We start from the raw sequence: 26,538 nt of genomic DNA on the forward strand, positions 1-26,538 counted from the left end.
CGTCTGGCGCGACATGTCGGCCGTACAGCACGCCACGGGAGACGAGGACGCCCCCATGCTGCTGATCCACTCCCGGGGCGACTTCGTACCGGCCGCCCACTCCGACGCGTTGCACGGCGCCGAGCGCAGGCGGGGCATGGCCGCCCGGAACATCACCGTCGTGACGGTGCCGGGAGCCGGACACGGCGGCGGGCTGATGAAGTCGCCGGGGGTGGCGCCGCGAGTGCTCGCCTGGATCGCGGCACGTACGAGCGGCTGAGCGCCGCACAGCCGTCGCGGGGTTGCCGCAGTGCCATGCGGAGACGGTTGAGGGGCGCCCCCACGCGTGGGAGCGCCCCTCACAAGCACCGGCCGTCCGATACGGGCCGCCGGGAACGCCGTTACGGCAGGTTGCGGGCCATCACGATCCGCTGGACCTGGTTCGTGCCCTCGTAGATCTGCGTGATCTTGGCGTCGCGCATCATGCGCTCCACCGGGTAGTCGCGCGTGTAGCCGTAGCCGCCGAGCAACTGGACCGCGTCCGTGGTGATTTCCATGGCGGCGTCCGACGCGTAGCACTTGGCCGCGGCACCGAAGAACGTCAGATCGGAGTCGACACGCTCCGACTTGGCGGCTGCGGCGTAGGTCAGCTGACGGGCCGCCTCCAGCTTCATCGCCATGTCGGCCAGCATGAACTGCACGCCCTGGAAGTCGCCGATCGGCTTGCCGAACTGCTTGCGCTCGGCGACGTAGCCCTTGGCGTAGTCGAGCGCGCCCTGGGCGATGCCGAGGGCCTGCGCCGCGATGGTGATCCGGGTGTGGTCCAGGGTCTGCATCGCGGTGGCGAAGCCGGTGCCCTCGTCGCCGAGCATCCGGTCGGCCGGGATGCGGACGTTGTCGAGGTAGACCTCGCGCGTGGGCGAGCCCTTGATGCCGAGCTTCTTCTCCGGGGCGCCGAAGGAGACGCCTTCGTCGTCCTTCTCCACCACGAAGGCGGAGATGCCCTTGGTGCGCTTGTCCGGGTCGGTCACGGCCATGACGGTGTAGTAGTCGGAGACGCCGGCGTTGGTGATCCAGCGCTTCACACCGTTGAGGACGTAGTGGTCGCCGTCCCGTACGGCCTTCGTCTTCATGCCGCCGGCGTCCGAACCCGCGTCGGGCTCGCTCAGGCAGTACGAGAACATCCCGTCACCGGCGGCGAGCGGCCCGAGGTACTTCTTCTTCAGCTCCTCGGAGCCGGAGAGGACGACGGGCAGCGAACCGAGCTTGTTGACCGCCGGGATGAGGGAGGACGACGCGCATACGCGGGCCACCTCCTCGATGACGATGACGGTCGCGAGGGCGTCGGCTCCCGCGCCTCCGTACGCCTCCGGCACGTGCACGGCGTGGAGGTCGTTGGCTTCGAGCGCGTCCCGGGCCTCCTGCGGGAAGCGGCCCTCCTCGTCCACCTCGGCGGCGAACGGTGCGATCTTCGCCTCTGAAAGGGCACGCACGGAGTCCCTGAGCATGTCGTGCTCTTCGGACGGCCGGTAGAGGTCGAAGTCAGCGGCTGCGCTTTTCCCCGATGGCGCCAAGGTGTCTCACTCCTCTTCAGCTCTGCTGCGCTGGACGGCGAGCGGGCATGCTTCTGCTAATTACCGTTAAGTAACCCGATTCTAGAGGCCCGTGCCCTGCCCGGGATACGTGAGGTTCACGACAGCGGGCCCCGATATGCTCGCGGGCAGCGTTCTCGGAGCGTTCCACGCGTCGTCCCACAGGAGCACCCCAACATGTCCGACAGGGCCCCGCTCAAGATCACAGTGATCGGCACCGGCTACCTCGGTGCCACACATGCCGCCGCCATGGCCGAACTCGGCTTCGAGGTGCTGGGCCTGGACATCTCCACGGAGAAGATCGCCCTGCTGGAGCGGGGCGAGACGCCGATGTACGAGCCCGGGCTGGAGGAGCTGCTGCGCAAGCACGTGGCAGGGCACCCCGGTTCGAGCGGGCGCCTCCGCTTCACCACCTCCTACGAGGAGGTCGGCGAGTTCGGCGACGTGCACTTCATCTGCGTCAACACCCCCCAGCGGCATGGCGAGTACGCCTGTGACATGTCCTACGTCGACAGCGCGGTCGACTCGCTGGCGCCCCATCTGAAGCGTCCCGCCCTGGTCGTCGGGAAGTCCACCGTGCCGGTCGGCAGCGCGCAGCGTCTCGCTCTCCGGCTGGCCGAGCTGGCGCCGGCCGGCGAGGACGCCGAACTCGCCTGGAACCCGGAGTTCCTTCGCGAGGGCTTCGCCGTCAAGGACACCCTGCACCCCGACCGCGTCGTCGTGGGCGTGCGCAGCGAGCGTGCGGAGCAGCAGCTGCGCGAGGTGTACGCGACGCCGCTCGCCGAGGGATCGCCCTTCGTCGTCACCGACTTCCCGACCGCCGAGCTGGTGAAGACGTCGGCCAACTCCTTCCTGGCCACGAAGATCTCCTTCATCAACGCCATGGCCGAGGTCTGCGAGGCCGCCGACGGTGACGTGGCCAAGCTCGCCGAGGCGATCGGGCACGACGACCGCATCGGCAAGAAGTTCCTGCGCTCCGGCATCGGCTTCGGAGGCGGCTGCCTGCCCAAGGACATCCGCGCCTTCATGGCCCGCGCGGGCGAGCTGGGGGCGTCCGAGGCGCTGACGTTCCTGCGCGAGGTCGACTCCATCAACATGCGGCGCCGCGTGCACATGGTCGAGCTGACCCGCGAAGCCGTGGGCGGCACCCTTCTGGGCACCCGCATCGGCGTCCTCGGCGCCACCTTCAAGCCGGACTCCGACGACGTACGGGACTCACCCGCGCTCAACGTCGCCGGGCAGCTGCACCTTCAGGGCGCACAGGTGACGGTGTACGACCCCAAGGGCATGGAGAACGCCCGCGCCCTCTTCCCGACCCTGCGCTACGCCCCGAGTGCCGTGGACGCGGTGCGCGGCGCGGACGTCGTGCTGCACCTGACGGAATGGCGCGAGTTCCAGGAGCTGGACCCTGCGGCGCTGGGTGAAGTGGTGGCTGTAAGGCACGTGCTGGACGGCCGGAACACCCTCGACCCGGCGCTCTGGCGCAAGGAGAACTGGAAGTTCCGGGCCCTGGGCCGTCCGACCGCCTGAGACCCCTGCCGGTCGTGTCGGGTCGCCTGCCGGCACTCCGGGAGCCTCGCTCTGAGGTGCGGCCGGCGGTCCCCGCCCCCGCCGGCGCGGTGACGCCGGCGCGGTGGGCGCGGGGACCTCACTGCTGTCGTCGTGCCCTGTACGTACGCATCTTGGCGCGAGAGCCGCACACCGCCATCGTGCACCAGCGACCGCGGCCCGCCGGGCTGCGGTCGTAGAAGACCCACAGGCAGTCGTGGGCCGGGCATGCCTTGAGCCGTTGCCAGGTGCCTTCGGCCTCGGCCTCGGCGATGCCCACGGCTATACGGGCGGTCAGTGCCGGGACCCCCGAAAGGCCTTCCGCGGGGCGCAGTTCGGCCCGGCCCGTTCCGTCCATCCCGAGGACGAGCGGTGCACGGGAGAGCCGTCGTGCGAGCGACTCGGACGCCTCGGGGGCCATCTCGGTGCCCGTGTGGGCAAGACAGGCCGCACGCAACGCCTCCCGCAGCTCGCGCAGTGCCGCGAGCTCTCGTGCCGCGCCGTCCTCCAGGCCGAGGCCCTGAAGGCCCTGGCTCCGCACGAAGTCGGCGACCCCGCCCGGTGCTGCGAGTGCGTCCTCGCCCGTCTCGACGTCGAGTGTGTTCGTCAACTCCTGCACCAGGACGAGCGCTTTCGGGGCAGCCCTGTCCGTCACGCTTGCCAGATTACCGATACATGGCCATCATCTGGTAACCAAGACCGTTACCGGTTCACCTATTCAAGGGGTAACTATGGCCATCGCCACTATGAACTGCACCGTCCTCGACTGCCCGGACCCCAGGCGCCTCGCCCAGTTCTACGCTGAGGTGCTCGACTGGAAGGTCGAGCCGGACGAGGGCAACGAGTGGGTGGACGTCACCGGCCCGGGCGGGCAGCGGCTCGCCTTCCAGGCGTCGCCCGGCTTCGTCCCGCCGCAGTGGCCCAGCGTGGAGCACGCCCAGCAGCTCCACCTGGACCTGGACGTGCCGAAGGAGCGCCTCGACGAGGCGGAAGAAGAGGTGATCAAGCTCGGTGCCCGGCTGGTCCAGGGCGACGACGGCGGGAAGCGTGGCTTCCGCGTCTACCTGGACCCTGCCGGGCACCCGTTCTGCTTGTGTGTCTGTGACTGAGGAGCCGGTTCACCGGCCCCGGCTCACCTGTCGGACGTGACCGTGACCTTCTCGTCGTCCTTGAGCTGCTGCACCAGCTGACGGACCTTCGGCTTGTCCCAAGCGAGCGACCCCGCGGGTGCCGTTCCGGCGATGGGCATGTTCATCCGCTTGCCCTCGCCGCTCGAGACGTCCTTCATCGCGAAGAACATCGACCCGAGGCCCCAGAGGCTCATGTCCTCGTCCACGATGAGGGTGTCCAGGCCCGCGCCCATGGTCGGGTAGAGCCTGAACGGATTGAGGACGGTCGAAGGGGTCGCGGTCTGGCTCGCCAGGGCCGCCAGGAACTTCTGCTGGTTCTTGGTGCGGCCCAGGTCGCTGTCACCGGTCCCGGCGTGACGGTTGCGGACGAAGGAGAGGGCCTGCTTGCCGTCCAGCGTCTGCTTGCCCTTCCTGAAGTCCGCGCCGGAGTTCTTGTCCTTGATGTCCTGCGGGATGTTCATCTCCACGCCGCCGACCGAGTCCACGATCTTCGCGAAGCCGCCGAAGCCGATCTCCGCGTAGTGGTCGATCTTCAGCCCGGTGTTGTGCTCGACCGTGCGGACCAGAAGCGTGGCGCCGTCCTGCGAGTAGGCGGCGTTGAGCTTGGTCTGCTGGGTGTTCTCGTACTTCTTGCCGGACGTACCCGTGAAGGACGGGATCTCGACCCACGAGTCACGCGGCAGCGAGATCAGGGTCGGGGCTCCGCTGCCGACGTGCAGGATCATCATCGAGTCGGTGCGCTTGCCCGCGGCCGAACCCGTGTGCAGATCCTTCTTCTCCTGCGCGGACAGGCCTTCACGGCTGTCGGAACCGACGATCAGGTAATTGGTGCCGTCGCCGGCCTCGGGCCGGTCGTCGACGATGCTGAGATCGACTTCGCGCTTCAGCTTGGAGTCGGCCCAGAAGTAGGTGCCGATCGACCATGCCAGAAGGATCACGACGAGCGATATCAGGGTTATCTTGACCCGCCGTCCGCGACGGCGCGGCGGCCTGTCGTCGTAATAGGGGTCGTAGTCGCCCGGACCGCCACCGGCGCCGCCGTACACGCGACCGTCGCTGTAACCCGAGTCGTAGTCCGCGTAACCGTCGTCGTAGCCAGGCTGTCTGCCGTAACCCGGGTCGTAGCCGCCGCCCTGCGGCGGCACGCCTCCATGGGTGCGGGGACTGCCGTACCTGTCGCGGGAACCTTCGTTCCATCCACCGGGCCACTCATTCATGGATGGCAGTCTGCCTTGACTCGGCCGGATGAACACAGTCCGGGTGCGACTTCGGATCGAGGCTGTTTCCGTTCTGATGCAAAGGCCCGTATCTGTCCCGGGCGCGCATCCGCCGGTCACGGCGGTCTCCGCCCCGGGGCCTGCGAAGATCAAGAAGGCGCAGCCTAGGGTGGGGCCCATGAACGACCATGCCCCCGCGGCGGAAGGCGCCCTGCCGGGCAAGCCCACCGGCGCCTCCCGCACCACGCTCTCGCACATCATGTCGGGCAACGAGACCAACCTGCTCGGCACCGTGCACGGCGGGGTGATCATGAAGCTCGTGGACGACGCGGCGGGAGCAGTCGCGGGACGGCACTCCGGCGGCCCGGCCGTGACCGCCTCGATGGACGAGATGGTCTTCCTGGAGCCGGTGCGCGTCGGCGACCTCGTCCACGTCAAGGCGCAGGTCAACTGGACCGGCCGCTCGTCGATGGAGGTCGGCGTGCGGGTGCTGGCCGAGCGCTGGAACGAGGCGGTTCCCGCAACCCACGTCGGCAGCGCGTACCTGGTCTTCGCGGCGGTGGACGAGAACGGCAAGCCCCGCCGCGTACCGCCCGTCCTGCCGCAGAGCGAGGACGACACGCGGCGGTACCAGGAGGCGCAGATCCGGCGCACCCACCGCCTGGCCAGGCGCCGCGCGATCATGGATCTGCGGGCCCGCAAGCTCCGGAGGCCCCAGCCGGAGTCCGACGCCGGCTGAGACGGGGCGTCCGCGAGCTGAGGCGCGGCGTCAGCTCAGCAGGGCCGCGACGACCCGCTCGGTCATGTCCTCCTGCGCCTCGAGTGCCGTCGGGGTGAACGACAGGACGAATCTTCGCTGCCCGTCGCGCGTGGAGAAGCTGCGCGTGCGGTAGCCGGCCCACTGCCCGGTCTTGCCCCAGAGGGTGACGCCGTTCACCGTGGCCGTCTGCAGTCCCATGCTGTACCGGGCGGGCGTGCCGTCGAGCATCCGCACGTCCTCGGGCGGGAGCGTGAACAGCTTCTTCTGCACATGCGGGGGCAGTAGCGCTCCGGAGAACAGCGCCACGAGGAAGCGGTCCAGATCGTCGACCGTGGAGACCAGTTCGCCCTCGCCCCACGCGGAGGACATGTTGCACCTGGTCACGTCGCGCAGGCTCCCGTCGGTCATCCGCAGGTACCCGTGCACGTGCGGCCCGCGCAGACTGATGTCGTCGCCGGGCAGCAGCGTCCGTCGCAGGCCCAGCGGGCGAAGGAGGCGCCCAGCGATCGCCTCGCCGTACGGCCTCCCCGTCAGCTCCTGGACGATCAGGGCCAGCAGCACGTAGTTGATGCCGCGGTACTCCTGCTTGGTCCCCGGGCTGAATTTGAGTGGGCCGTGCGTCACGGTGGCGACCCACTGCCGGGGCGTCCACCGGTCGAAGCGGTGCTCGACGAAGCCCTCCGGCGTGCTTACGTCGGGCAGTCCCCGGTGATCGGGCAGCCCGCTGGTGTGGTTCAGCAGTTGCGCGACGGTGATGCGGGCGAACGGTGCTGGCAGAAGCCCGGGCAGATGGCGCCCGAGGGGATCGTCCAGTCCGAGGCGGTGCTGCGCGAGGAGTTGCAGTACGACGGTCGCCACGAAGACCTTGGTGGTGCTGCCCGCGCGGAGCCTGTCGTCGGAGCGCACAGCACGTCCCGTGCCGGCATCGGCGACCCCCGCGCTCCCGTACCAGTGCCCGGCGCTCCCGCCGACCCGTAACTGGGCAGAGGTCGAAGGGGGACGGGTGAGATCGGAGACTGCCGCCCGCAACTCCCGCGGGTCGAGCGGGGGAAGCGGGCGCCCGGCGGCTGCCGCGTGTGCCCCCGGGGTCCCGACGGTCGCCGCAAGCGCACCCGCTGTGCAGCCCGCGACGAGGGTGCGACGTGAGAGGTGGAGAGATGTCATGAGGCTCATGCTGTCGAGGCCGCGCCCTCGTGCCATCCGGGTCCGCCCCCGGTGTTCCCCTGCGGGCCCCGGAAGCGCCCCTGAGCGTGACCCCGATCCTGATCCGGACGCCGGGCCTCAGGCGCAGGAGCTCTGGTCCTCACCGTTGACGGCGCCGCCGCTCGGCTTGGGCTCGGGCTTCGCTGAAGGGGGAGCGACGCGCACCCGCCGCACGGTGTGGTTCTTCTCGCCCACGGTGACCCGCATGACCGGTCCGCGACCCGTTTCCTCCACCAGGCGTGCGCCTGGCAGCGCCTTTGCGAGGGCCCGTGCCGAGCGGTCCCAGCGCGGGTCGTAGGTGATCGTGGTGCGCGAGACGTCGTTCTCCGCCGCGGGGTTCGACGCCCCCGTCGTCGCGAAGCCCGTGCTGCTCAGCTTCTCGTCGACCCGGCGGGCGAGCCCTTTCCTCGTGGTGCCGTTCTCCACCTGGACCTGGATGCTGCCCGGAGGGACGCCGACCATCTCGGCCGGGGCGGCCTTCCCCGCCTGGCCCTGCTCCCCGGAGCCCTTCGCGCGTTCGGTCTCCCGGGACGTCTCGGGGTTCAGGGGCCGGTCTTCGCGGAGCATCCGGAAGAGCTTCTCGGCCTTGCGTTTGTCCCACTTCACCGTCGAGCCCAGCTTCGGAACGGTGTAGTTCGCGTTCTGGACCGGGACGGACGCGAACTCGGAGGAGGAAGTGGTGAAGCGCCGCATGGCCCGGCCGAGTTCCAGCATCTCGTCGCTGCCGAGGCCGTCGTCCGCGCGTACGGACTGCAGAACCGTGGAGGCGACCTTCCGCAGCTTCACCGGATTCATCAGAACACCGCTGTCGGTGGCCTTCTCGACCACCGAGGCGAGAAAGTGCTGCTGGCGCTTCATCCTGCTCAGGTCCGAGCCGTCGCCCAGGTGCCGTGCCCGTACGTACTGCAGGGCGCGGCCACCGTCGAGGTTGGTGGTGCCCGCGGGGAGGTTCAATCCGGAGTAGCTGTCCTGAAGGGACTTGTCCGTGCAGACGGGCACTCCGCCGAGTACGTCCACGGTGCGCATGAAGCTGGTGAAGTCGACCTCGAGGTAGTGGTCGATGTGGATGCCGGTCATCGCCTCGACGGTGCTGACGGTCAGATGCGCACCGCCGTGGGCGTAGGCCGAGTTGAGCTTCGCGGGGACGGCGGCATGCCGCTTGCCGGTGCCCGCGTCGGTGTGGGCGGGGAGCTTGGTGTACGAGTCGCGCGGAAGGCTGACGACACTGGCGCGGTCGTGGTCGGCGGAGAGGTGGACGAGCATCAGGGTGTCCGTGCAGTCGCAGGCGGAGCCGCCGAGACGGTATTTCTCGCGCTGTTCGTGGGAGAGCTTGTCGCGCCGGTCGGTGCCCACGACAAGGAAGTTCACGCCGCCGGTGTCGCGGGGGCGGTCGGTGAGCCCCTGGAAGGGATTGACTCTGTTCACGTCCGCGTTCAGCCCGTTCACCATGACGTGGCCCACGCCGCTCGCCCCAAGCACAAGCACGGAGAGACCCGTCGCGATGCGGACACCCCAGCGGGGCCTCTGACCGTTTTTGCGTGCTTCCGCTCCCATTGCCATACCGTAGGGCGATACGACTTGCGGGACTTGGTCACACGCCGTCGCCCCTTCCCGTGGCACCCGGCTGGCGTGCGGGGGCATCCCTCAATCGCGGTAACGTGAACGCGTGACTGATAGGACTACCTCGAGCGCGGAGCTGCCCGCCGTCTCGGTGATCATGCCGGTCCTCAATGAGGAACGACACCTTCGCAGCTCCGTCCATCACATCCTCCAGCAGGAGTACGGCGCGGAACTGGAGGTCGTCATCGCCCTCGGTCCGTCCACGGACAGGACGGACGAGATCGCGGCGGAGCTCGTCCGCGAGGACTCCCGGGTGCACACCGTCCCGAATCCGAGCGGCCGCACGCCCGCTGCGCTGAACGCCGCCATCAAGGCGTCCCGGCATCCGGTCGTGGTGCGGGTCGACGGGCACGGCATGCTCTCCCCGGGCTACATCGCCACCGCCGTCCGGCTGTTGTCGGAGACGGGCGCGGCCAACGTCGGCGGCATCATGCACGCCGAGGGGGAGAACGACTGGGAGAGAGCCGTCGCCGCGGCCATGACCTCCAGGATCGGCGTCGGCAACGCCGCCTTCCACACGGGTGGCCAGGCGGGTGAGGCCGAGACCGTCTTCCTCGGAGTCTTCCGCCGCAGCGTGCTGGAGCAACAGGACGGCTACAACGAGGAGTTCATCCGCGCGCAGGACTGGGAGCTGAATTTCCGGATCCGCGGCGCCGGCGGGAAGATCTGGTTCTCGCCCGAGCTGAAGGTCGCCTACCGGCCCCGCCCGAGCGTCCGCGCCCTGGCGAAGCAGTACAAGAACTACGGGCGTTGGCGCCACGTCGTCGCGCGGTACCACCCCCGCTCGATCAGCCTCCGCTATCTGGCCGCGCCTGTCGCGCTGTGCGCGATAGCGGTGGGCACGGCCGTCGGTCTCGCCGGGGTGCCGTGGGGCTTCATCGTCCCGGCGGGTTATCTGGCCGGCATCACGCTGGGCTCGCTGCCCGCGGGCAAGGGCCTGCCGTTCAAGAGCCGGGTGCAGATCCCCGTCGCGCTGGCCACGATGCACATGTCGTGGGGCTGGGGCTTCCTGACGAGCCCGCGGAAGCTGGCACGCAAGGTGATCGCGTCCCGCAGGGAGCCGGTGCTCGCCACGCAGTGAGCGCGGGTGGCCGGGCCCGCCGGACGCCCGGCCCGCTAATGCCGAAACGTGAGGGGCAGCCGCACAGCGCGGCTGCCCCTCACGTATGTCCGCTGCCCGCGCGGCCCGCCCGCAGGCAGGCCGCGTGAGGTCACTGGATGTTCGCCGGGTTGACCTCCATGCAGGCCTTGTCGTCGTCGCCCCGCAGGGCGTCCGCGCTGTCCGGCGCCTTGTTGTCCTTCTTCCCGCCGCCGCCCTGCTCGCCCTTGGGGTAGGTGTTGCCCTCACGCCAGTCCCCGCCGATCACCAGCGTCACGCCCTGCACGCCGCTGGAGTGCTTGACGGCGCTGTCGGGCAGGCCCAGGGCCTTGGCGACAGCGAGGGCGTTGCCCCGCTGGTTCTCCTGCGGATAGCTGATCGTCGTGTCGGCCTGCGACTTGGGGGACTGATCGGCGGTGGCCTGGGCGAAGCCCTTGCTGCCCAGGTGCTCCGAGATGACTCCGGCCCGGCCGGTGACCGGCGGCTCGAGCGCCGTGCCCGTGCCGTTCATCACCCGTACCGGAATCTCCGACTTGGCCGCGGACGGCTCACTCGGCGCCGGCTTGTCGGCTTTCGCCTTCTTCTTGTCCTTGCCGTCCAGCGCGATGTCGTTGCGTACGAGCGAGAAGACCTGGTCCGCGTCGCCCGGCTTGGGCTCCACGAATCCGCCGGGCGCGTACCTCCAGGGCATCGTCGCCATGGTGATGCGCTTCGTCGGGACCCGCTTGAGGTCGTTGCCGAGGTCGTAGAGCTTCTTGACCGTGCCGAGTCCCTCGTCGACGGTGAGGGCCTTGGTGGCCGCCTCGGCCAGGCCGCGCATCTTCCCGGGGTCGGTGAGCTTCGTACCGGCCTTGAGCTGACGCACCATCGAGTTCATGTACATGTGCTGGGCGCGGGCCCGTCCGATGTCGCTGCCGTCACCGAAGCCGTGCCGGGTGCGCAGCCAGTGCAGTGCCTGCTCGCCCCGGACCACCGACTTGCCCTTGTTCAGGCGGAGCTTGGACTGCGGGTCGTAGACGTTGTTGTCCACGCACACGGGGACGCCGCCCACCGCGTCGGCCATCGAGACCACACCGGCGAAGTCGATCATCATGAAGTGATCGACCGGAACACCGGTCATCTCCTCCCACGTGGCGACCGTGCAGCCGGGGCCGCCGTGCTGGAGGCTCGTGTTGATCTTGTCGGTCGCCTCGTTGTAGACCTTGCCGCTGTCCGGGTCGGTGCACTTGGGGATCGTCGCCTTGGTGTCACGCGGGACCGAGATGACGGACATGTTGCTGCGGTCGGCGGAGACGTGCAGCAGCATCTGCACGTCGGCCAGCGGGGGACGGTCGCGGTCTCCGCGTGCGCCCCCGAGCTCGACGTTCTTCTTGGACCCGCGGGAGTCCGAGCCCAGAAGCAGGATGTTCATGGGGGTCTGGCCGTCGGCGTTGGGGTTGCTCTTGTCGAGCTTGTTGTCGCCGAGGTTGAGCAGGTCCTTGCTGAGGTTGCCGTTCAGGTGCTCGTAGTACAGGTAGCCCGCTCCCGCGGTGGCGAGTATCAGGAGCGAAAGGCAGATGCTGAACCAGCGCAGGAAACGTCTCTTCTTGCGAGGACGGCCGCCGCCGCCCGTACCGTCGTCGAAGCCGTCCATGCCCACACCGCCGCCTGTCTGTATGTGCCGCTGTCGCTGCTGCGGCAGGCGGTCTCCTCCGTGTGCCCACCGGCGGTCGTGAGCCGCGGGCGCGCCGCCGCGCCCCAGGTCGCCTCGGTTGCCGTTCTGCTGCCGCACGGGGCCTCCCCGTCTTTCCCCCACGCGGTGTGCTCGTCCCCCGGGCCCTGGCGGGGTGCCCGGGGGACGTGTTCGTCACTTCGCGCAGATGTTCTTGTCGTTCGCCTTGACGTTCTGTACGCCGTCAGGCGCCTTCTCGGGCGCGGAGACCGGCTCGCCCGCCTTGGTGAAGTCCTTGCCCAGCGTGAGTTCCATGGCCTTGCCGACGCTTGAGCTCTCCTTCAGCGCCGACTTCGGCAGACCCATCATGTCGGCGACGGTGGCCGCCTGACCGGCTTGATCGGGTGCGAACTCCAACTTGGTCGCGGACAGTTGAGCGGAGGCGTTGCCGGCGTTGGTCGACAGCCGGACGCCCTTCTGGTTCTGCATCCAGTCCACGGTCTCCTGGGCCGCGCCAACCGGACCACCGCCGTTGCGCACGTCCACCCGGACCTGTGATGCAGGGACCTTCTTGGCCTTGGACGGCCCCTTCTCCTTGGAGCCCTTCTTCGTCTTGCTCAGCGACTTGTCCGCCTGAACCATCTTGAAGAGGGGCCGAGCCTTCGCCTCGTCCAGTATGACCGTGGCCGGGTCCTCAGGGTTGTCCAGAACCGGGACGGTGGCGAAGGTGATGTTCTTCGGCTCCACCCGCTGGAGGTCCTTGGCGAGGTCGGTCAGCTTCTTCACGCTGCCGATGCCCGTGTCCACCGTCAGGGCCCTGGTCGCGGCGTTGGCGAGGTCGAACAGCTTCGAGGGACTGGTCAGCGTCCCGCCGGACTTCATCTTCCGGATCATCGAGCTGAGGAACTGCTGCTGCAGTTCGATCCTGCTGAGGTCGCTGCCGAACCCGACGGAGTGCCGGGTGCGTACGAACGCCAGCGCCTGCTCGCCCTTCACGACGTGCTTGCCGGCCGTGAGGTTGAGATGCGACTTGGGGTCGTTGATGTCCTTGGCGGTGCACACCTCGACGCCGCCGACCGCTGTGGACAGCTCCTTGACCGCGTTGAAGTCGGCCATCATGAAGTGGTTGATCTTGACGCCGGTGAGTTCCTCGACCGTGCGCCAGGTGCAGCCCGGGTCGCGGCCGGACTGGCCGAGGCTGGTGTTGAAACGGACGCTCTGCTGGCCCGGGACCTTCTGCGACGAGCCGTCCTTCTGCTTCGTCGGGCAGTTGGGGATGTCCGTGACCATGTCGCGCGGGATGGACAGCGCGGTGGCGTTGGTGCGGTCCTCGGAGACGTGGAAGAGGAACGTCGTGTCGGCGTGACCGACGCTCGCCCTGTCGCCGTAGCCGCCGTTGCCCTTGCCCTTACGGGAGTCGGTGCCGATGACGAGTATGTTCACCGGTCCGTCGGTCACCGCGTCGTTGCTGATGCCGACGTCGACCTTGTTGATGTTGCCGTTGAAGTGGTCGTACAGGAAGTAGCCGACTGTGCCGCCCGCGACCAGTATGAGCCCCAGGGTGCCAGCACCCCAGCGCATCACCTTCTGCTTCTTCGTCAGTCCGGGCTTGCGCTTGCGGCGCCCATGCCCCCCTGAGCGGTGCCCGCCGGCTGGAACCGGCGCCTCCGTACGTCCACGCCGGCGCTGAGAGGGAAGCCGCGGCTCTTCCTCGGTGCCGGAGGCTCTTCTCTGACGTGGCGCGGAGGGGCGGCTGCTGCCCGACGGACTCCCGGAGTCGTCGGCAACGGGGTTCAGTCGCAGCGTATAGCTGCCGGTGCTCGGGTCGAACACCCACTGATCCGCGGGATCGACATCTCCCGCGTGCCCACGGCCTTGCGCGTTCACGATTGCGTAAGTCCTCCATTTGCCGCCTGGAGTCGCCCTGTGGGGGCGGACCGGAGCGGCCACACTATCCGCCAGCTTCGGCGCGGAGCGACGACGGTGACGAATTCCATGAACCCAGATCTGGTCAATTCAACCCATTCTCAGCGTTGTCAGCGGTGCAGATGTCGTGTGCGGCAGTGGTGCCCTTGTAGACCTCGCCCGGCTTGCCCGGCTCGTCGCCGTCGAGAGGTGCTTGCTGCTCCCGCGACCCGTGCACGGAGGATCCGACGACGCCGCCGGGCGCTTGGTTCCTCGGGTGGGCGCCGTGCCTGATGGAAGGCCCGGGTGCGGCTTCCCGGCTGTGCTCCCCGTCGCCCCCACCGCCGCTCGCGACCCGCACGGGGCGGTCCTCCCGAAGCTGGGCGAAGAGTCGGTCGGCTGCCGGCTGCACCAGTTCGTCGCGGTTGCTATCGAGTCTGTACGACTTCCGGGGGACGGTCAGGAAACGCACCTGATCCTCGTCGATGTCCCTTACGCCGCGCACCAGTTCGTACAGCTCGCTCAGGGAGTCGAGACCGCCGTCCGCCGTGAGCGCGGACGTCGCCGAGTGCAGCACGGGATAGAGCTTCGCGGGGTTCAGCAGCACGCCGTTGCCGCGCACCTTCTTCACCAGCGAGCCGAGGAACTGCTGCTGCCTGCCCATGCGCCCGGTGTCGCTGCCGTTGCCGAGGCCGTGCCGGGCACGCACGTAGCTGAGGGCGTCCTCGCCGCCGAGGGTCTGCCGCCCGGCGGGCAGGTCGAGCTTGGCGTCCCGGTCGTGCACCGCGCCGGGCAGGCACACCTCGACGCCGCCGACGGTGTCCACCAGGGACTTGAACCCTGAGAAGTCGAGGACGAGGTGGTGGTCGACGCGCAGGCCGGTCAGCTTCTCGACCGTACGGATCGTGCAGGCGGCGCCCCCGAACTGGAACGCCCAGTTGAACTGCGCGAACTGCGCCCGGCTGCGGCTGCCGTCCGGCCGCGTGCAGGCCGGGACGTCGGTCATCAGGTCGCGGGGGAGTGATACCCCCGTGGCGCTGCGCCGGTCACCGGCGATGTGCAGCAGGATCGCGGTGTCCGAACGCGCGCTGCCCTCGTCGCGCCCGTACGCGCTGTTGCCGCCGCCACGGTTGTCGGAGCCGAGGAGCAGGATGTTCTTCGCCTTGCTCGACGGGGCGGCGGGGCGCTGGTCCGCGTAGCGCTGGAGTTCCTGCTCGGTGCCGACGTCGGTACGGATGTTCCCGTCGAGTCTCTGGTAGAGCGTCCAGCCGGCGCCGGCCGCGGCGAGTACGAGCACCGAGGTGCTCAGCGCCGCCCAGCGGAGCCAGCGGCGACGAGGGCGAGGTCGGCGCGGACCGTCCGGGGCGGTGCGTGCCGACCTCGGGGTACGGGCGGCGTCGTGCTCGGCTCTTCCGTCGGCGTCGGTCCCGGCGTGGGTCACGTCTGCGTCTTCCCTCACGTGGTCGGCGGCGCGTACGGGGACGTACAGACGTGCGAGCGCCGGTCAGGTAGGCAGACACCCGAAGCCTGTGGAGGGTTGTACGCGAGATTGATCAGTACTGATCGTCAACCGATCGTTGGTGATCAGCGGGGAGGAGCGCCGAGGCTGTGGAGGGGGGTTCAGTCGATGGTGTGGGTGACGCGTTCATCCTCGCCGCGCTTGGCGAGGGTGGCGGGGTCGAGCCGGTCGGTGTTGCGGCACAGAACCACCGAGCCGCCCGCGGCGAGCGGGGCCAGCAGTCCGGCGCTCAGCCCGGCCCAGCTGTCGTACGGACGGAGCGACAGCAGCCGCGAACCGGGAGTCAGGCCGAACGTCTCGGCGTCCTCCCGCGCCCGCTGCACTGCCCCGGTTCCCGTCAACTCCGGCTCGCCGGGAAGGCGGAGAGCGGGGGCGTCAGGGTCCACCGGCGCGTACGCCATGAACTGGTCGCCCTGGCCGGGCACCTCGGCCGCGTAGTCGGCGAAGCCTTCCGGTGTCTGCGGGAAGCGCGCTCCGAGCGGGCGGAGGGCGAGCGCGATCCGCTCCCCGCTGCACGCACGGGCGGCCTCCAGCGTGTCCGGGCCGCTGACGACGAGCGAAGCAGCCGCCGGGTCGCCCTGCACGTCGGCGACGACCCCGGTCGAGGAGCAGGCCAGCAGCCAGACGGCCGTCTGCCAGTGGGCGGGCAGCAGTAGCGCGAGCCGGTCGCCCGGCTCCGCGGCCAGATCGTCCTGGAGGAGGTTCGCCGTCTTGGCGACCCAGTTGGAGAAGGTGGCGACGGAGAGTTCGACCCGCTCGCCGGTGGCGTCGTCGTAGTACGTCACCAGCGGCCGTCCCGCGTCCTGCGCGAGGGCGGAAGCCAGCAGTTCGGCGGCGGTACGTGGGGGAGCACTCACCCGTCAAGCCTACGTGGGGGTGTACTGCCGCAAGGCCGCAGGGGGCCCGGCGACGGTGGGGCGCGAAGCCGCGGGCCGAACAGAGCGTCAGCTACCGAACACTGTCCGAATAGACAGATTTGTTCGGTTATGTGCACGATCGCAATATGCGTGCACTAGTTGTCACCTCGATCGGTGTCGCGTGTGCAGGAGCTCTGCTGTTGCCGCTCGCGCCCACCGAATCCGCCGACTCCATGCTGTCCGACAAGCACTCGACGCCCTCTGAGGACGCCGTCCCTCCGGCCGCCCGCGCCCCCGGAAGTGGCCGCATAGTTCCCGGCCACACGCAGTCGCTGCCACTCGGCACACCTGCCGACAGCACCCGTTCGGGCGACAAACTGCTCTCCGCCTGGGAGGACGACCCGTCAGGAGGAAGGCGCGTCGTCTCCCGCAAGGTGAAGCCCTTCGCCCTCGTCGGCGTGGTCTGGGACGACCCGCGCGCCATACCCCGCGGCCGACTCCAGGTACAGGCACGCGACGCGGACACACGCCGCTGGTCGGACTGGCGCTCGCTGAACACACGCAGCGACCACGGGCCGGGCCCCGACTCGAAAGAGGGCTCCACCGCCCGTGGCAAGCCACTCGGCGCGACCGCCCCGCTGTGGGTCGGGAACTCCAGCGCCCTGCGTGTGCGGATCGTCCCCACCCCGGTGTCGCCGAAGACGACCGGGAGCTCGCAGCGCCAGGTCGGGAAGGCCGAACTCCCCGCGGGCGCCCGGCTCGAACTCGTCGATCCCGGAGCCGAGGTGGGCACCGGAGAGACGCGGAAGCCGGGGGACGTGCAGAGACATCGCCCCCAGACGGGGAAGCCCCCACGTGAGGACGGCCCGGCGGACCGGCCCGGCGGCACACTGCCCGCCCTCACCAGGGCCCAGACGAACGCCACCTACGGCGACGACGCCGCCAAGGCCACTCCTTCGAGGAGCGACCGCGCGGAGGACGCGCACATTGGACCGAGGCCCGAGATCATCACCCGCAAGGGATGGGGGGCGGACGAGTCCATGCGCGAGGCGGACTTCAGCTACACCGGCCCGACGAAGGCCGCGTTCGTCCACCACTCGGCCGAGACGAACGGCTACAGCTGCGCCGAAGTGCCGTCCATCATCCGCGGCATCTACCGCTACCACGTCAAGAGCAGCCGCTGGCGGGACATCGGGTACAACTTCCTCGTCGACAAGTGCGGCAAGATCTACGAGGGCCGCGCCGGCGGTGTGGCCAAACCGGTGATGGGTGCTCACACCTTCGGGTTCAACGAGGACAGCACGGGCATCGCGCTGCTGGGCACCTACTCCAAGACCGACGCCCCCAAGGCCGCCACCGACGCCCTCTCCAAGCTGACCGCCTGGAAGCTCGGCGTCCACGGCGTCGACGCGAGCGGCAAGGTGACGCTCACATCGGGCGGCGGAAGCAAGCACAGGAAGGGCACGAGGGTCGTCTTCAACGCCGTGTCGGGTCACCGGGACGGCTTCTCCACGGAGTGCCCCGGAGAAAGGCTCTACAACGAACTCCCCGCCATCCGTACAGAGGCGGGGCGGCTTCAGGGCCGCTGAGCGGCCCGGGCTTCGGCTCCCGGGAACCTCCGGCACCGTTTTCCCGTTTCCTCCCCTCAAGGGGCTGCCGCGCCGGGCGTGCCGTCCGGCGCGGCAGTCACGCGTCCGGGCGACCGCCGGGCAGTGTGTCCCCCTGCATACACTGGCCGCCGACCACCCGGCTCAGGCCTCCTCCGTCAGTCAGGAAGCGAAGGAACTGGTGACAGAAGCGATCCTCCTGGTCGGGGGCAAGGGCACCCGGCTGCGTCCGCTGACCGTGCACACGCCGAAGCCGATGGTGCCGGCGGCGGGCGTTCCGTTCCTGGCCCACCAGTTGGCGAGGGCGAGGGCCGCAGGCGTCGACCACGTGGTGATGGCGACCTCCTATCTCGCCGAGGTCTTCGAGCCCTACTTCGGCGACGGATCACAGCTGGGGCTTCATCTGGAGTACGTCACCGAGGAGGAACCCCTCGGCACCGGCGGAGCCATCCGCAACGTCGCTTCCCGGCTCCACTCTTCGCCCTCCGACCCGGTGCTCATCTTCAACGGGGACATCCTCACCGGTCTCGACATCGGCGCTCTGGTCGAGACGCACACCAGGGCGGGTGCCGACGTCTCTCTCCACCTGACCCGCGTCAGCGATCCCCGTGCCTTCGGTCTGGTTCCCACGGACGACACCGGACGCGTCACCGCGTTCCTCGAGAAGCCGCAGACCCCGGAGGAGATCGTCACCGACCAGATCAACGCCGGGGCGTACGTCTTCAACCGCTCCGTCATCGACACCATCCCCACGGGGCGGCCGGTCTCCGTCGAGCGCGAGACCTTCCCCGGACTGCTCTCCGGCGGCGCGCATCTCCAGGGCATGGTCGACTCCACCTACTGGCTCGACCTGGGCACACCGCAGGCGTTCGTACGAGGCTCCGCCGACCTCGTGCTCGGCAGGGCGCCGTCTCCCGCCGTGCCGGGCCGTTGCGGCGACCAACTGGTCCTGGAATCGGCCGACGTGGCCCCGGACGCCAAGCTGACCGGCGGCACGGTGGTGGGTGCGCGAGCGACCGTCGGAGCCGGTGCGCGGATCGACGGCTCCGCGGTGCTGGACGACGCCGTCATCGAACCCGGCGCGGTCGTGCGGGACTCGCTGATCGGTGCCGGCGCCCGGATCGGCTCGGGCACGCTCCTCGACGGCGCCGTCGTGGGCGACGGTGCCGTGGTGGGCGACGGCAACGAACTGCGGGACGGCGTACGGATCTGGTGCGGAGCGCACATCCCTGCGGGCGCGGTGCGCTTCTCGTCCGACCAGTGACCGCCGGGGGCGGCGCGCGCGCGTGAGGTGCCACCCGTAGCGGCCCCGCCGCCCGGGCACCGCCGGAACACCGCGCGCCGGTACGGGTTTCGCCCCGCGCGCCTGCGGCGTCCCCCTCGCACATACGCTGTCGGGCGTGCCTGCCACCCGTACCTGGACCGCCCCTCCGTCGTACGACCTGCGGAGCAATCTGCGCGTGCTGCGGCGCGGCCCGTACGACCCCTGCTACCGGGTCGAGGGCGGCGCGGTCTGGCGCGCCACCCGCACCCCTGACGGTCCGGCCACGCTGCGCATCACCGCTGAGGCAGCGGGCGCGACCGTACGTGCGGAGGCTTGGGGCGCCGGCGCCGAGTGGGCCCTGGAACGGCTGCCCGCCATGCTCGGTGCCGACGACGACCCCTCGGCCTTCATCGCGCACCACCCCCTGACCAGGGAGGCGCACCGCCGTCACCCCGGGTTGCGCCTGCCGCGCACGGGCCTGGTGATGGAAGCGCTGATCCCGTCGGTGCTGGAGCAGAAGGTCACCACGCATGAGGCGTACCGCGCATGGCGTCTCCTGGTCCGCCGGCACGGCGAGCGCGCGCCCGGCCCGCAGGACGGGATGTTCGTCATGCCGGACCACCGCGGCTGGTGCCGCATCCCCTCCTGGGAGTGGCACCGTGCGGGCGTCGACAACAAGCGCTCCGCCACCGTCATTCGAGCCGCACAGCGCGCCCCGCGACTCGAGGAGGCCGCGTCGATGGAGCTGGCGGCGGCCATGGCCAGGCTTCAGCTCATCCCCGGAATCGGCCCGTGGACGGCCGCCGAGACCCTGCAGCGCAGCAACGGCGACCCCGACGCGCTGACCGTCGGAGACCTGCATCTGCCGAGCATCGTCGGCTACTCGCTCACGGGCGCGCGGGACGTGGACGACGCCGGAATGCTGGAGTTGCTGGCCCCGTACGAGGGACAGCGGCACCGGGCGGCCCGACTGATCCTGATCGCGGGCCGCGCTCCGGCACGCCGTCAGCCGCGCTTCCCGATCGGTGACATCGCGAGGCTCTGAGCGGGGTGACCGGCGGGCGGCCTCAGGAAGTTGGACGCGCCGAGCGGCACCAAGAAGCAGACGCGCCGAGTGGCGTCAGCGCACCTCGGTGAAGGCGTCGGCCTCGCGGGGCGGTCGTTCCCGCGGGGGCGCCGCCGGGTGTCCCACGGCCACGGCGCCCATCGGGTCCCAGTGGCCGGGCAGTTCGAGCTCTTCGCGCACGACGTCCCGGCAGAACATCGTCGAGGACACCCACGCCGACCCCAGCCGTTCCCCGGCCAGCGCCACGAGGAAGTTCTGGATGCCCGCGCCGCACGCGACCACGAACATCTCCCGCTCCGCCGCGGACCGCCGCGCGTCCGGATAGTCGTGCGAACCGTCCGTCACCAGGCACGGCACGACGAGGTAAGGCGCCTTGCGCAGGACGTCACCGCGCCGCACGCGCTTTGCGATGCTCTCCTCGCTCTTGCCGTCCGCCCGCAGGTCCTCGATCCACTGGTCGCGCATCGCGTCGAGCAAGCGGATCCGTGACTTCTCGGACTCCAGCAGCACGAAGCGCCACGGCGTCGTGTGGTGCGGTGCCGGCGCCGTGACCGCCGCCTTGACTGCGCGGCGTACCGCTCCGCCGTCCACCGGCTCGGCCGTGAACTCGCGCACTGTGCGCCGCAGGCTCAGCGCCTCCCGTACGGCCTCCGAAGTGCCCCGCCGGAACATGTCGTTCGTGGCGTCGCGCACCAGCGAGCGGGCGGACTGGGGCACTTCGCGGATGTCCAGTACGTGCTGCGGCAGTCCGCGCACCACCGCGACGGGAAGCCCGTCCGCCTTGCCCTTCACCAGCTCGCCCGCTGCGGCCAGTTCGTCCCCGACGGCCGTGACCGTCACACCGAGAGGGTTCCCGAAGGTGTCGACGCCGCCGCGCAGATCCTCCAGCACGCGGACCCCGGAGGCGCCGATGGCGACGTCGGTCTGCCCCTCGCGCCAGGGCCGCCCGAAAGTGTCCGTGACGACGACACCGACGTCGACGCCCAGCGCGTCCCGCACGCCTTCACGTATCCCGAGTGCCGAGGCGTCCGGGTCCTCCGGCAGCAACAGCACGGTGCCCTTGGGGGTGTTGGAGGCGTCCACGCCCGCCGCCGCCATCACGAAGCCGTGCCGGCTCTGCACGATGCGGGCGGGCCCCCGCCGTGCGACCACGCGTACCGTCTCGGCGTCGATAGCCGCCTCACGGTCGTCGGCCTGCACGATCCGGCCCTCTGCCTTGCTCACGATCTTCGAGGTGACCACCAGCACGTCACCGTCCGCCAGCCCGGGCGAAGTGCCGTCGCCCGCCGCGGCGTCAACGATGAGCTTCACCAGGTCGTCGCCGGGGCGGACCTCCGGTATGCCCGGCAGGGCCCACACCCGGTACGCGGGCAGAGGCCGTTCGCCGGCGGGCCGCGACACGTCAGGTGCGGTCATGCCCGCACCTCCTCGGCCAGCGCGAGCGCTTCACGGGCCATGGTGGCCGTGGCCTGGGTGTCGGTCATCATCAACGGAACGGCACGGCAGCGGATTCCGGCGTCCTCGACGTCCTGTGTGGACCCGGCGTCCACCGTGTCGACGAGCCAGCCGTCCAGCAGCCCGCTGCCGTAGTGCTGTGCGACAGCTGCGGCAGTGGACTCGACGCCCACCGCGGACAGCACCTTGTCCGCCATGCCGCGCACCGGCGCGTTCCCGACGATCGGCGACAGCCCGATCACCGGCACTCCCGCCTCGGCGATGGCCTCCCTTATCCCCGGGACGGCCAGGATCGTGCCCACGCTGACCACCGGGTTGGAGGGCGGGAACAGGATGACGTCGGCGTCGGCGATCGCATCGAGCACGCCCGGAGCGGGCTTGGCGGTCTCGGCACCGACGGGCACCACCGCGTGGGCGTCGACGGAGGCGCGCAGCCGGACCCAGTACTCCTGGAAGTGCACGGCCTTGCGGCTCTCACCGCCGTCACCCTGCACGGAGTCGTCGAGGTCGGCTGTGTCGATCAGCACATGGGTCTCGACGCGGTCGTCGGTCATGGGCAGCAGCCGCACCCCGGGCTGCCAGCGGGCGCACAGCGCCTCGGTGACGGCACTGAGCGAGTAACCGGCGCTCATCATCTGCGTACGGACGATGTGGGTGGCGAAGTCGCGGTCGCCCAGCCCGAACCACTCGGGGCCCACGCCGTACGCCGCCAACTCCTCCTTCACCGAAAAGGATTCGTCGGCCCGTCCCCAGCCCTGCTCCTCGTGGATGCCGCCGCCCAGCGTGTACATCACGGTGTCGAGGTCGGGGCAGACCTTCAGCCCGAAGAGGTGGATGTCGTCACCGGTGTTGCCGATGACGGTGACCTCCGCGTCGGGCACGGCGGACTTGAGTCCGCGCAGAAAGCGGGCACCACCGATGCCCCCGGCCAGAACCACAATCCGCTCCATGCGGGACAGTGTGTCAGGACCCGGACCTCGAACAGCAGGGCGGTTGCCCTGCGCTGACGCTTCCGGAGCCCGGCGGGAGCGGGCTCAGTCGGCGACGAGTGGTGCAGGCACCGCTGCGCAGGCGGCGGGCGAGGGATGCATCGGCATCGCCGTGAGCCCGGGGAAGTAGATGTGCAGGCTGACGGCGGGGGCCAGGCTGTCGTTGACCACCTCGTGCACATAGCCGGGCGCGAACGCCCGCTGTGCGTCACGGCTCAGCGTGTGGCGGGCGCCCCGCGCCTGTTCGGTCAGCTCGCCGTCGAGCACGGTGAACACTCCGGACGAGTGCCCGTGGTCGTGCCGGCCGCTGCCCTGCCCGGGCAGCCAGCTGAGCAGCCACACCTCGTACCCGGGTCCGGTGCGCAGCCGGTGATACCAGCGGGTGGTCGGGTCGTACTGCACGAGCGGTGCCCAGCCTGGGCGGTCGGCGGCGATCGCACGGGCCAGCCCGGCGAAGCCCGCGACGGTGGCGGGATGTGCGGGGGCAGGCGGCATGAGGTGGGGGAGCGCGAGCGGATCGCCCGCGATCTCGACGTCGCTGTTCACGTCAGTGGAAGCCTTCGCGCTGGAGGGGAGCCCGGAACATGCAGCCGGGCGGAGGAAACCGAACGGGTTGAGAAACGCCTCAACAGCAGCGACAGCAACAGCAGCAGTGACCCGAGGCGACGCGAGCAGCGCGAAGGAGACGGCCGGCAGGGGCCGTACGGGGCTCGGAAGTCACTGGCATGTGGTCAAGGAGACCGAGCCACCCGTACTGCTGTCAACTGGATGTCCCGTTCAGTGGGAATGTTCACCCCATCCGGTTGCGGTGGTGAATCAAAGGTTTGTGTGCGCTCCAGGACGGACACGTGGTGCAACACTCGCGCACCTGAACGTCGTTGTGCATCTGTGATCGGACCGTGATCGGGCCTGTGCGAGTGGAAGGCGATCCATGCGATCGGGACGGGTGCGGATTTCTCGCCGAAGTGTGGCGACCAGTGGTGGCCGAGGGTGTTAGGGACGGTTCGTCTCGATATCGACACTTTCCGATCACCCTTGGTTCCGCAGAGTGAATAACGGGCCTAATAGCAGATCTCGGCTTGACTGCCGCGGATCGGCACACTTGTAATTTCACACGTGTCGTTCAGCGGGAATCGATAACGACCGCATCACGGGGACGCAAAGACGGACGAGGGGCGCGCAATGGCCGAGCTGTTCCAGGAAGTGCTGGTCGAAGAGGTGGACGAGGAGCTCGGCTGGCAGGAACGCGCCTTGTGCGCCCAGACCGATCCCGAGTCCTTCTTCCCGGAGAAGGGCGGGTCCACCAGGGAGGCGAAGAAGGTCTGCCTCGCCTGTGAGGTCCGCTCCGAGTGCCTCGAGTACGCCCTGGCGAACGACGAGCGTTTCGGTATCTGGGGAGGACTGTCCGAGCGTGAGCGCCGACGTCTGAAGAAGGCGGCCGTGTGAGCAACTGCCGGGCGGTAAATGCCCGTAGATGCTCGGGCTAGTTGCGAGGTCTAGTTGTACGGACCCGGTGGGTACGTGGCGCTGAGCCGTTAGTGTGTGGCGCGTCCACGGCGCGCGACCCCTTCAGCGGGGCGAGTGCGCCCGCGCAGTCCGTCGCAGCGTCTTCGGGGGGTCGCCCCCCGCACCCCCGGGAGGGGCCCGCACCTCCATGTCCGTGCACAGCCATACGGCGGCCCAGTACGAGGCGGCCACACCTGAGTTCCCCAGGCACGTCGTCACCGCCGTGCTCGTCTCCCATGACGGCGCGAGGTGGCTGCCCGAGGCCATCTCGGGGCTCCTCGCCCAGGAACGCCCGGTGCAGAACGTCATCGCCGCCGACACCGGCAGCGCGGACGAGTCCGCCCGGCTCCTCGCCGAGGCGCTCGGTCCCGACCGGGTTCTGCACATGGCCCGGCGCACGGGCTTCGGTGCCGCCGTCGACGAGGCCGCGCGGACAGCGGGAGCGCCCACACCGGACGACCTTCCGTATCTGAAGCGGCCCAGCGGGTGGGACCCCGTCACGCGCACCTGGCGTGACGACGCCTACGACATGCCGGAACTGCCCCACGGAGAACCCGTGCAGTGGCTCTGGCTGCTGCACGACGACTGCTGGCCGGAACCGGACGCGCTCGCTCGGCTGTTGCGCGTCGTCGACGCCGACCCCTCCGTGCCCCTCGTCGGACCCAAGCTGCGCAGTTGGTACGACCGCAGGCAACTGCTCGAGGCCGGAGTGTCGATCGCCAACAGCGGTCGGCGCTGGACGGGCGTGGAGCGGCGCGAGCAGGACCAGGGCCAGCACGACCAGGTACGCACAGTGCTGTCCGTGTCCACCGCCGGGATGCTCATCCGCCGGGACGTCTTCGAAGAACTCGGGGGCTTCGACCGGCGGTTGCCGCTGATGCGCGACGACGTCGACCTGTGCTGGCGCGCCCATGCCGCCGGGCACCGGGTCCTGATCGTGCCGGAAGCGGTCGTGCGGCACGCGGAGGCCGCGTCGCGTGAGCGCCGCCCGGTCGACTGCGTGGGCCGTGCGGCACGCGGCGGCGCCAGTCCGCACCGCGTCGACAAGGCGGGCGCCGTCTACACGCTGCTCGCCAACGTGCCGTCCTCGAAGCTCCCCTGGGTCATGCTGCGCCTCGTACTCGGCACCCTCGTGCGCACCCTCGCCTATCTCGTGGGGAAGGTGCCCGGACAGGCCCTGGACGAGGTGACAGGTCTGACGGGGACGCTCCTGCGGCCCGGGCGGATTCTCGGCGCGCGACGCAGGCGGGGCAAGCCCGCCGTTCCGTACGCCGATCTGCGGCACCTGTTCCCGCCGCCCGGTGCGACGTTGCGCGTCACGGCCGAGCAGGTGGCCAGCAACTTCGGCGGCCGGTCCGAGCCCGAACTGTCGTCCGGCGGCCGGCACGGCGCCGTGGAGTCCGGGCCCGGTGACGAGGACGCCGACTATCTCGAAGTCGAACAGTTCGCGCGGCTCAAGCAGATCGCGCGCAGGCCGGGGCCTGTGCTGTTCGCCGTGCTGCTCGTGGTGTCACTGATCGCCTGCCGTGCGCTCATGGGCGGCGGAGCTCTCGCGGGAGGCGCTCTGCTGCCCGCTCCCGCCGACGTGTCCGACCTGTGGGCCCGTTACCTCGACAGCTGGCATCCGGTCGGCATCGGCGGCACGCAGACCGCACCGCCGTACCTCGCGATCGTGGCGATGGTCGCCACCGTCTTCTTCGGCAGCACGGGCTTCGCGCTCACGCTGCTGCTGGTCTGCTCCGTGCCGCTGGCCGGACTGGCCGCGTACTTCACATCGCGTCCGCTGGTGGAGTCCCGGCTGCTGCGGGCGTGGGCGAGCGTCGCGTACGCGTTCCTGCCCGCCGCCACCGGAGCACTCGCGGGCGGACGCATCGGAACCGCCGTACTGGCCATCGTGCTGCCGCTCCTCGCTCGTTCCGCGGTCGCCGTCAGCGGGCTGCGCGGGCGCCCGAGTTGGCGAGCAGTGTGGGGTTACGGGCTGCTGCTGACCCTGACCAGCGCGTTCACGCCCGTGGTGTGGCTGATCGCGCTGATGCTGGCGGTCACGATCGTCGTGCTGCGCTGGCAGGGGCTCGACGGCACCACGGACCCGGCCGGCAGGGACGTGCGAGGAACCGCTCTGCGCAGCGGTGTCGCTCTCCTGACGCCCATGGTCCTGCTGGCGCCGTGGTCGCTCTCGCTGCTGATGAGCCCTTCCTCGTTCTTCCTCGAAGCGGGGCTTCCGTACGGTGCCGGTTCGGCGACCGCACTGGATCTGCTGACCCTGACGCCGGGCGGGCCGGGTGCCACTGGCGGGCTGCTGCTCGTCGGCGTGGTGCTGGCGGCGCTCGCGGCACTGCTGCGCGCGGAACGGCAGCAGGCGATTCGTGCGGCCTGGGTCGTGTCCTTGATCGGACTGTTCTTCGCCGGGCTGACGAACGGCTCCGCGTGGGCCGGGCCCGCAACGCTCGTCTACGGGCTCGCGCTGCTGTGCGCCTCCGCCATCGGCGCCGAGGGCGCCAAGGAGCGTGTCGCAGAGCAGAGCTTCGGCTGGAAGCAGCCGGCGGCTGCGCTCGTCGCCGCGGCAGCGGT

At 70.0% G+C, this 26,538-nt stretch carries 22 protein-coding genes; 10 read left to right on the top strand and 12 right to left on the bottom strand.

Annotation, left to right across the window (positions count from 1 at the left end; all coding sequences use genetic code 11):
* Positions 1-259 (top strand): alpha/beta hydrolase family protein (locus tag H5J26_RS12200; protein WP_419183787.1); only part of this gene is annotated, 259 nt, incomplete at its 5' end.
* Between the two features lie 121 nt (positions 260-380).
* Here H5J26_RS12200 and H5J26_RS12205 read toward each other — a convergent pair.
* The gene (locus H5J26_RS12205; RefSeq protein WP_268933065.1) at positions 381-1,553 is read right to left on the bottom strand and encodes an acyl-CoA dehydrogenase; all 1,173 of its coding nucleotides are present in this window, start codon (positions 1,551-1,553) and stop codon (positions 381-383) included.
* A gap of 195 nt (positions 1,554-1,748) precedes the next feature.
* Between H5J26_RS12205 and H5J26_RS12210 the strand changes: the two genes are divergently transcribed.
* Positions 1,749-3,101: a UDP-glucose dehydrogenase family protein gene (locus H5J26_RS12210; RefSeq protein WP_181765829.1), complete on the top strand. Its 1,353-nt coding sequence runs from the start codon at positions 1,749-1,751 to the stop codon at positions 3,099-3,101.
* A gap of 118 nt (positions 3,102-3,219) precedes the next feature.
* On the opposite strand, the gene H5J26_RS12215 is transcribed toward H5J26_RS12210, so the two are convergent.
* Positions 3,220-3,774, bottom strand: a complete 555-nt coding sequence (locus tag H5J26_RS12215; protein WP_181765830.1) for a CGNR zinc finger domain-containing protein — start codon at positions 3,772-3,774, stop codon at positions 3,220-3,222.
* A 76-nt stretch (positions 3,775-3,850) separates the two neighbouring features.
* Here H5J26_RS12215 and H5J26_RS12220 point away from each other — a divergent pair, with 76 nt between their 5' ends.
* A complete protein-coding gene (locus tag H5J26_RS12220; protein ID WP_181765831.1) occupies positions 3,851-4,228 on the top strand; it encodes a VOC family protein in 378 nt (125 codons plus the stop codon).
* 23 nt (positions 4,229-4,251) lie between these two features.
* Here H5J26_RS12220 and H5J26_RS12225 read toward each other — a convergent pair whose 3' ends face one another.
* Positions 4,252-5,466: an LCP family protein gene (locus H5J26_RS12225; RefSeq protein WP_181765832.1), complete on the bottom strand. Its 1,215-nt coding sequence runs from the start codon at positions 5,464-5,466 to the stop codon at positions 4,252-4,254.
* A 178-nt stretch (positions 5,467-5,644) separates the two neighbouring features.
* Between H5J26_RS12225 and H5J26_RS12230 the strand changes: the two genes are divergently transcribed.
* Positions 5,645-6,205: an acyl-CoA thioesterase gene (locus H5J26_RS12230; protein WP_181765833.1), complete on the top strand. Its 561-nt coding sequence runs from the start codon at positions 5,645-5,647 to the stop codon at positions 6,203-6,205.
* A 30-nt stretch (positions 6,206-6,235) separates the two neighbouring features.
* Here H5J26_RS12230 and H5J26_RS12235 read toward each other — a convergent pair whose 3' ends face one another.
* Positions 6,236-7,390 (bottom strand): serine hydrolase domain-containing protein, encoded by a 1,155-nt coding sequence (locus tag H5J26_RS12235; RefSeq protein ID WP_235980653.1) that lies wholly within the window; start codon positions 7,388-7,390, stop codon positions 6,236-6,238.
* A gap of 117 nt (positions 7,391-7,507) precedes the next feature.
* Positions 7,508-8,989 (bottom strand): LCP family protein, encoded by a 1,482-nt coding sequence (locus H5J26_RS12240; protein ID WP_181765835.1) that lies wholly within the window; start codon positions 8,987-8,989, stop codon positions 7,508-7,510.
* Between the two features lie 106 nt (positions 8,990-9,095).
* Here H5J26_RS12240 and H5J26_RS12245 point away from each other — a divergent pair, with 106 nt between their 5' ends.
* Entirely contained in the window at positions 9,096-10,130 is a 1,035-nt protein-coding gene (locus tag H5J26_RS12245; RefSeq protein WP_309237882.1) for a glycosyltransferase family 2 protein, read from the top strand.
* Between the two features lie 130 nt (positions 10,131-10,260).
* Here H5J26_RS12245 and H5J26_RS12250 read toward each other — a convergent pair whose 3' ends face one another.
* The 4 genes from H5J26_RS12250 to H5J26_RS12265 form a co-directional block, all read right to left on the bottom strand.
* Positions 10,261-11,919, bottom strand: a complete 1,659-nt coding sequence (locus H5J26_RS12250) for an LCP family protein (protein ID WP_309237883.1) — start codon at positions 11,917-11,919, stop codon at positions 10,261-10,263.
* A gap of 75 nt (positions 11,920-11,994) precedes the next feature.
* A complete protein-coding gene (locus tag H5J26_RS12255; RefSeq protein WP_181765836.1) occupies positions 11,995-13,686 on the bottom strand; it encodes an LCP family protein in 1,692 nt (563 codons plus the stop codon).
* A gap of 124 nt (positions 13,687-13,810) precedes the next feature.
* A complete protein-coding gene (locus H5J26_RS12260; protein WP_181765837.1) occupies positions 13,811-15,145 on the bottom strand; it encodes an LCP family protein in 1,335 nt (444 codons plus the stop codon).
* Positions 15,146-15,324: 179 nt separating this feature from the next.
* Positions 15,325-16,080 carry a TIGR03089 family protein gene (locus H5J26_RS12265; protein WP_181765838.1) on the bottom strand — a complete coding sequence of 252 codons (756 nt, stop codon included), beginning with the start codon at positions 16,078-16,080 and terminating at the stop codon, positions 15,325-15,327.
* 146 nt (positions 16,081-16,226) lie between these two features.
* Here H5J26_RS12265 and H5J26_RS12270 point away from each other — a divergent pair, with 146 nt between their 5' ends.
* The 3 genes from H5J26_RS12270 to H5J26_RS12280 all read left to right on the top strand — a co-directional run bounded on the left by H5J26_RS12270 (position 16,227) and on the right by H5J26_RS12280 (position 19,996).
* A complete protein-coding gene (locus tag H5J26_RS12270; protein WP_181765839.1) occupies positions 16,227-17,669 on the top strand; it encodes a peptidoglycan recognition protein in 1,443 nt (480 codons plus the stop codon).
* A gap of 199 nt (positions 17,670-17,868) precedes the next feature.
* The gene (locus H5J26_RS12275) at positions 17,869-18,951 is read left to right on the top strand and encodes a sugar phosphate nucleotidyltransferase (protein ID WP_181765840.1); all 1,083 of its coding nucleotides are present in this window, start codon (positions 17,869-17,871) and stop codon (positions 18,949-18,951) included.
* A 136-nt stretch (positions 18,952-19,087) separates the two neighbouring features.
* Positions 19,088-19,996 carry a DNA-3-methyladenine glycosylase family protein gene (locus tag H5J26_RS12280; protein WP_181765841.1) on the top strand — a complete coding sequence of 303 codons (909 nt, stop codon included), beginning with the start codon at positions 19,088-19,090 and terminating at the stop codon, positions 19,994-19,996.
* 75 nt (positions 19,997-20,071) lie between these two features.
* On the opposite strand, the gene H5J26_RS12285 is transcribed toward H5J26_RS12280, so the two are convergent.
* The 3 genes from H5J26_RS12285 to H5J26_RS12295 all read right to left on the bottom strand — a co-directional run bounded on the left by H5J26_RS12285 (position 20,072) and on the right by H5J26_RS12295 (position 23,007).
* Complete coding sequence (locus tag H5J26_RS12285; RefSeq protein WP_181765842.1) at positions 20,072-21,433, bottom strand: coenzyme F420-0:L-glutamate ligase; 1,362 nt, start codon at positions 21,431-21,433, stop codon at positions 20,072-20,074.
* Positions 21,430-22,422 carry a 2-phospho-L-lactate transferase gene (cofD, locus tag H5J26_RS12290; protein WP_181765843.1) on the bottom strand — a complete coding sequence of 331 codons (993 nt, stop codon included), beginning with the start codon at positions 22,420-22,422 and terminating at the stop codon, positions 21,430-21,432. Before cofD ends, H5J26_RS12285 begins: the two co-directional genes overlap by 4 nt.
* A gap of 84 nt (positions 22,423-22,506) precedes the next feature.
* Positions 22,507-23,007 carry a cysteine dioxygenase gene (locus H5J26_RS12295; protein WP_181765844.1) on the bottom strand — a complete coding sequence of 167 codons (501 nt, stop codon included), beginning with the start codon at positions 23,005-23,007 and terminating at the stop codon, positions 22,507-22,509.
* A gap of 636 nt (positions 23,008-23,643) precedes the next feature.
* Between H5J26_RS12295 and H5J26_RS12300 the strand changes: the two genes are divergently transcribed.
* Both H5J26_RS12300 and H5J26_RS12305 read left to right on the top strand, forming a co-directional pair.
* Positions 23,644-23,907, top strand: a complete 264-nt coding sequence (locus H5J26_RS12300) for a WhiB family transcriptional regulator (protein WP_181765845.1) — start codon at positions 23,644-23,646, stop codon at positions 23,905-23,907.
* 208 nt (positions 23,908-24,115) lie between these two features.
* On the top strand, positions 24,116-26,538 hold a 2,423-nt coding region (locus H5J26_RS12305), incomplete at its 3' end, for a glycosyltransferase family 2 protein (RefSeq protein WP_181765846.1).

The organism is Streptomyces albidus (ex Kaewkla and Franco 2022), assembly GCF_013870515.1.
Lineage (GTDB): Bacteria > Actinomycetota > Actinomycetes > Streptomycetales > Streptomycetaceae > Streptomyces > Streptomyces albidus.

Excerpts from the sequence above, each read along its gene's own strand:
- cofD (WP_181765843.1), bottom strand. The coding sequence starts at position 22,422 with ATGGAGCGGATTGTGGTTCTGGCCGGGGGCATCGGTGGTGCCCGCTTT.
- H5J26_RS12210 (WP_181765829.1), top strand. The coding sequence starts at position 1,749 with ATGTCCGACAGGGCCCCGCTCAAGATCACAGTGATCGGCACCGGCTAC.
- H5J26_RS12230 (WP_181765833.1), top strand. The coding sequence starts at position 5,645 with ATGAACGACCATGCCCCCGCGGCGGAAGGCGCCCTGCCGGGCAAGCCC.
- H5J26_RS12270 (WP_181765839.1), top strand. The coding sequence starts at position 16,227 with ATGCGTGCACTAGTTGTCACCTCGATCGGTGTCGCGTGTGCAGGAGCT.
- H5J26_RS12225 (WP_181765832.1), bottom strand. The coding sequence starts at position 5,466 with ATGAATGAGTGGCCCGGTGGATGGAACGAAGGTTCCCGCGACAGGTAC.
- H5J26_RS12235 (WP_235980653.1), bottom strand. The coding sequence starts at position 7,390 with ATGACATCTCTCCACCTCTCACGTCGCACCCTCGTCGCGGGCTGCACA.
- H5J26_RS12240 (WP_181765835.1), bottom strand. The coding sequence starts at position 8,989 with ATGGCAATGGGAGCGGAAGCACGCAAAAACGGTCAGAGGCCCCGCTGG.
- H5J26_RS12285 (WP_181765842.1), bottom strand. The coding sequence starts at position 21,433 with ATGACCGCACCTGACGTGTCGCGGCCCGCCGGCGAACGGCCTCTGCCC.
- H5J26_RS12220 (WP_181765831.1), top strand. The coding sequence starts at position 3,851 with ATGGCCATCGCCACTATGAACTGCACCGTCCTCGACTGCCCGGACCCC.
- H5J26_RS12300 (WP_181765845.1), top strand. The coding sequence starts at position 23,644 with ATGGCCGAGCTGTTCCAGGAAGTGCTGGTCGAAGAGGTGGACGAGGAG.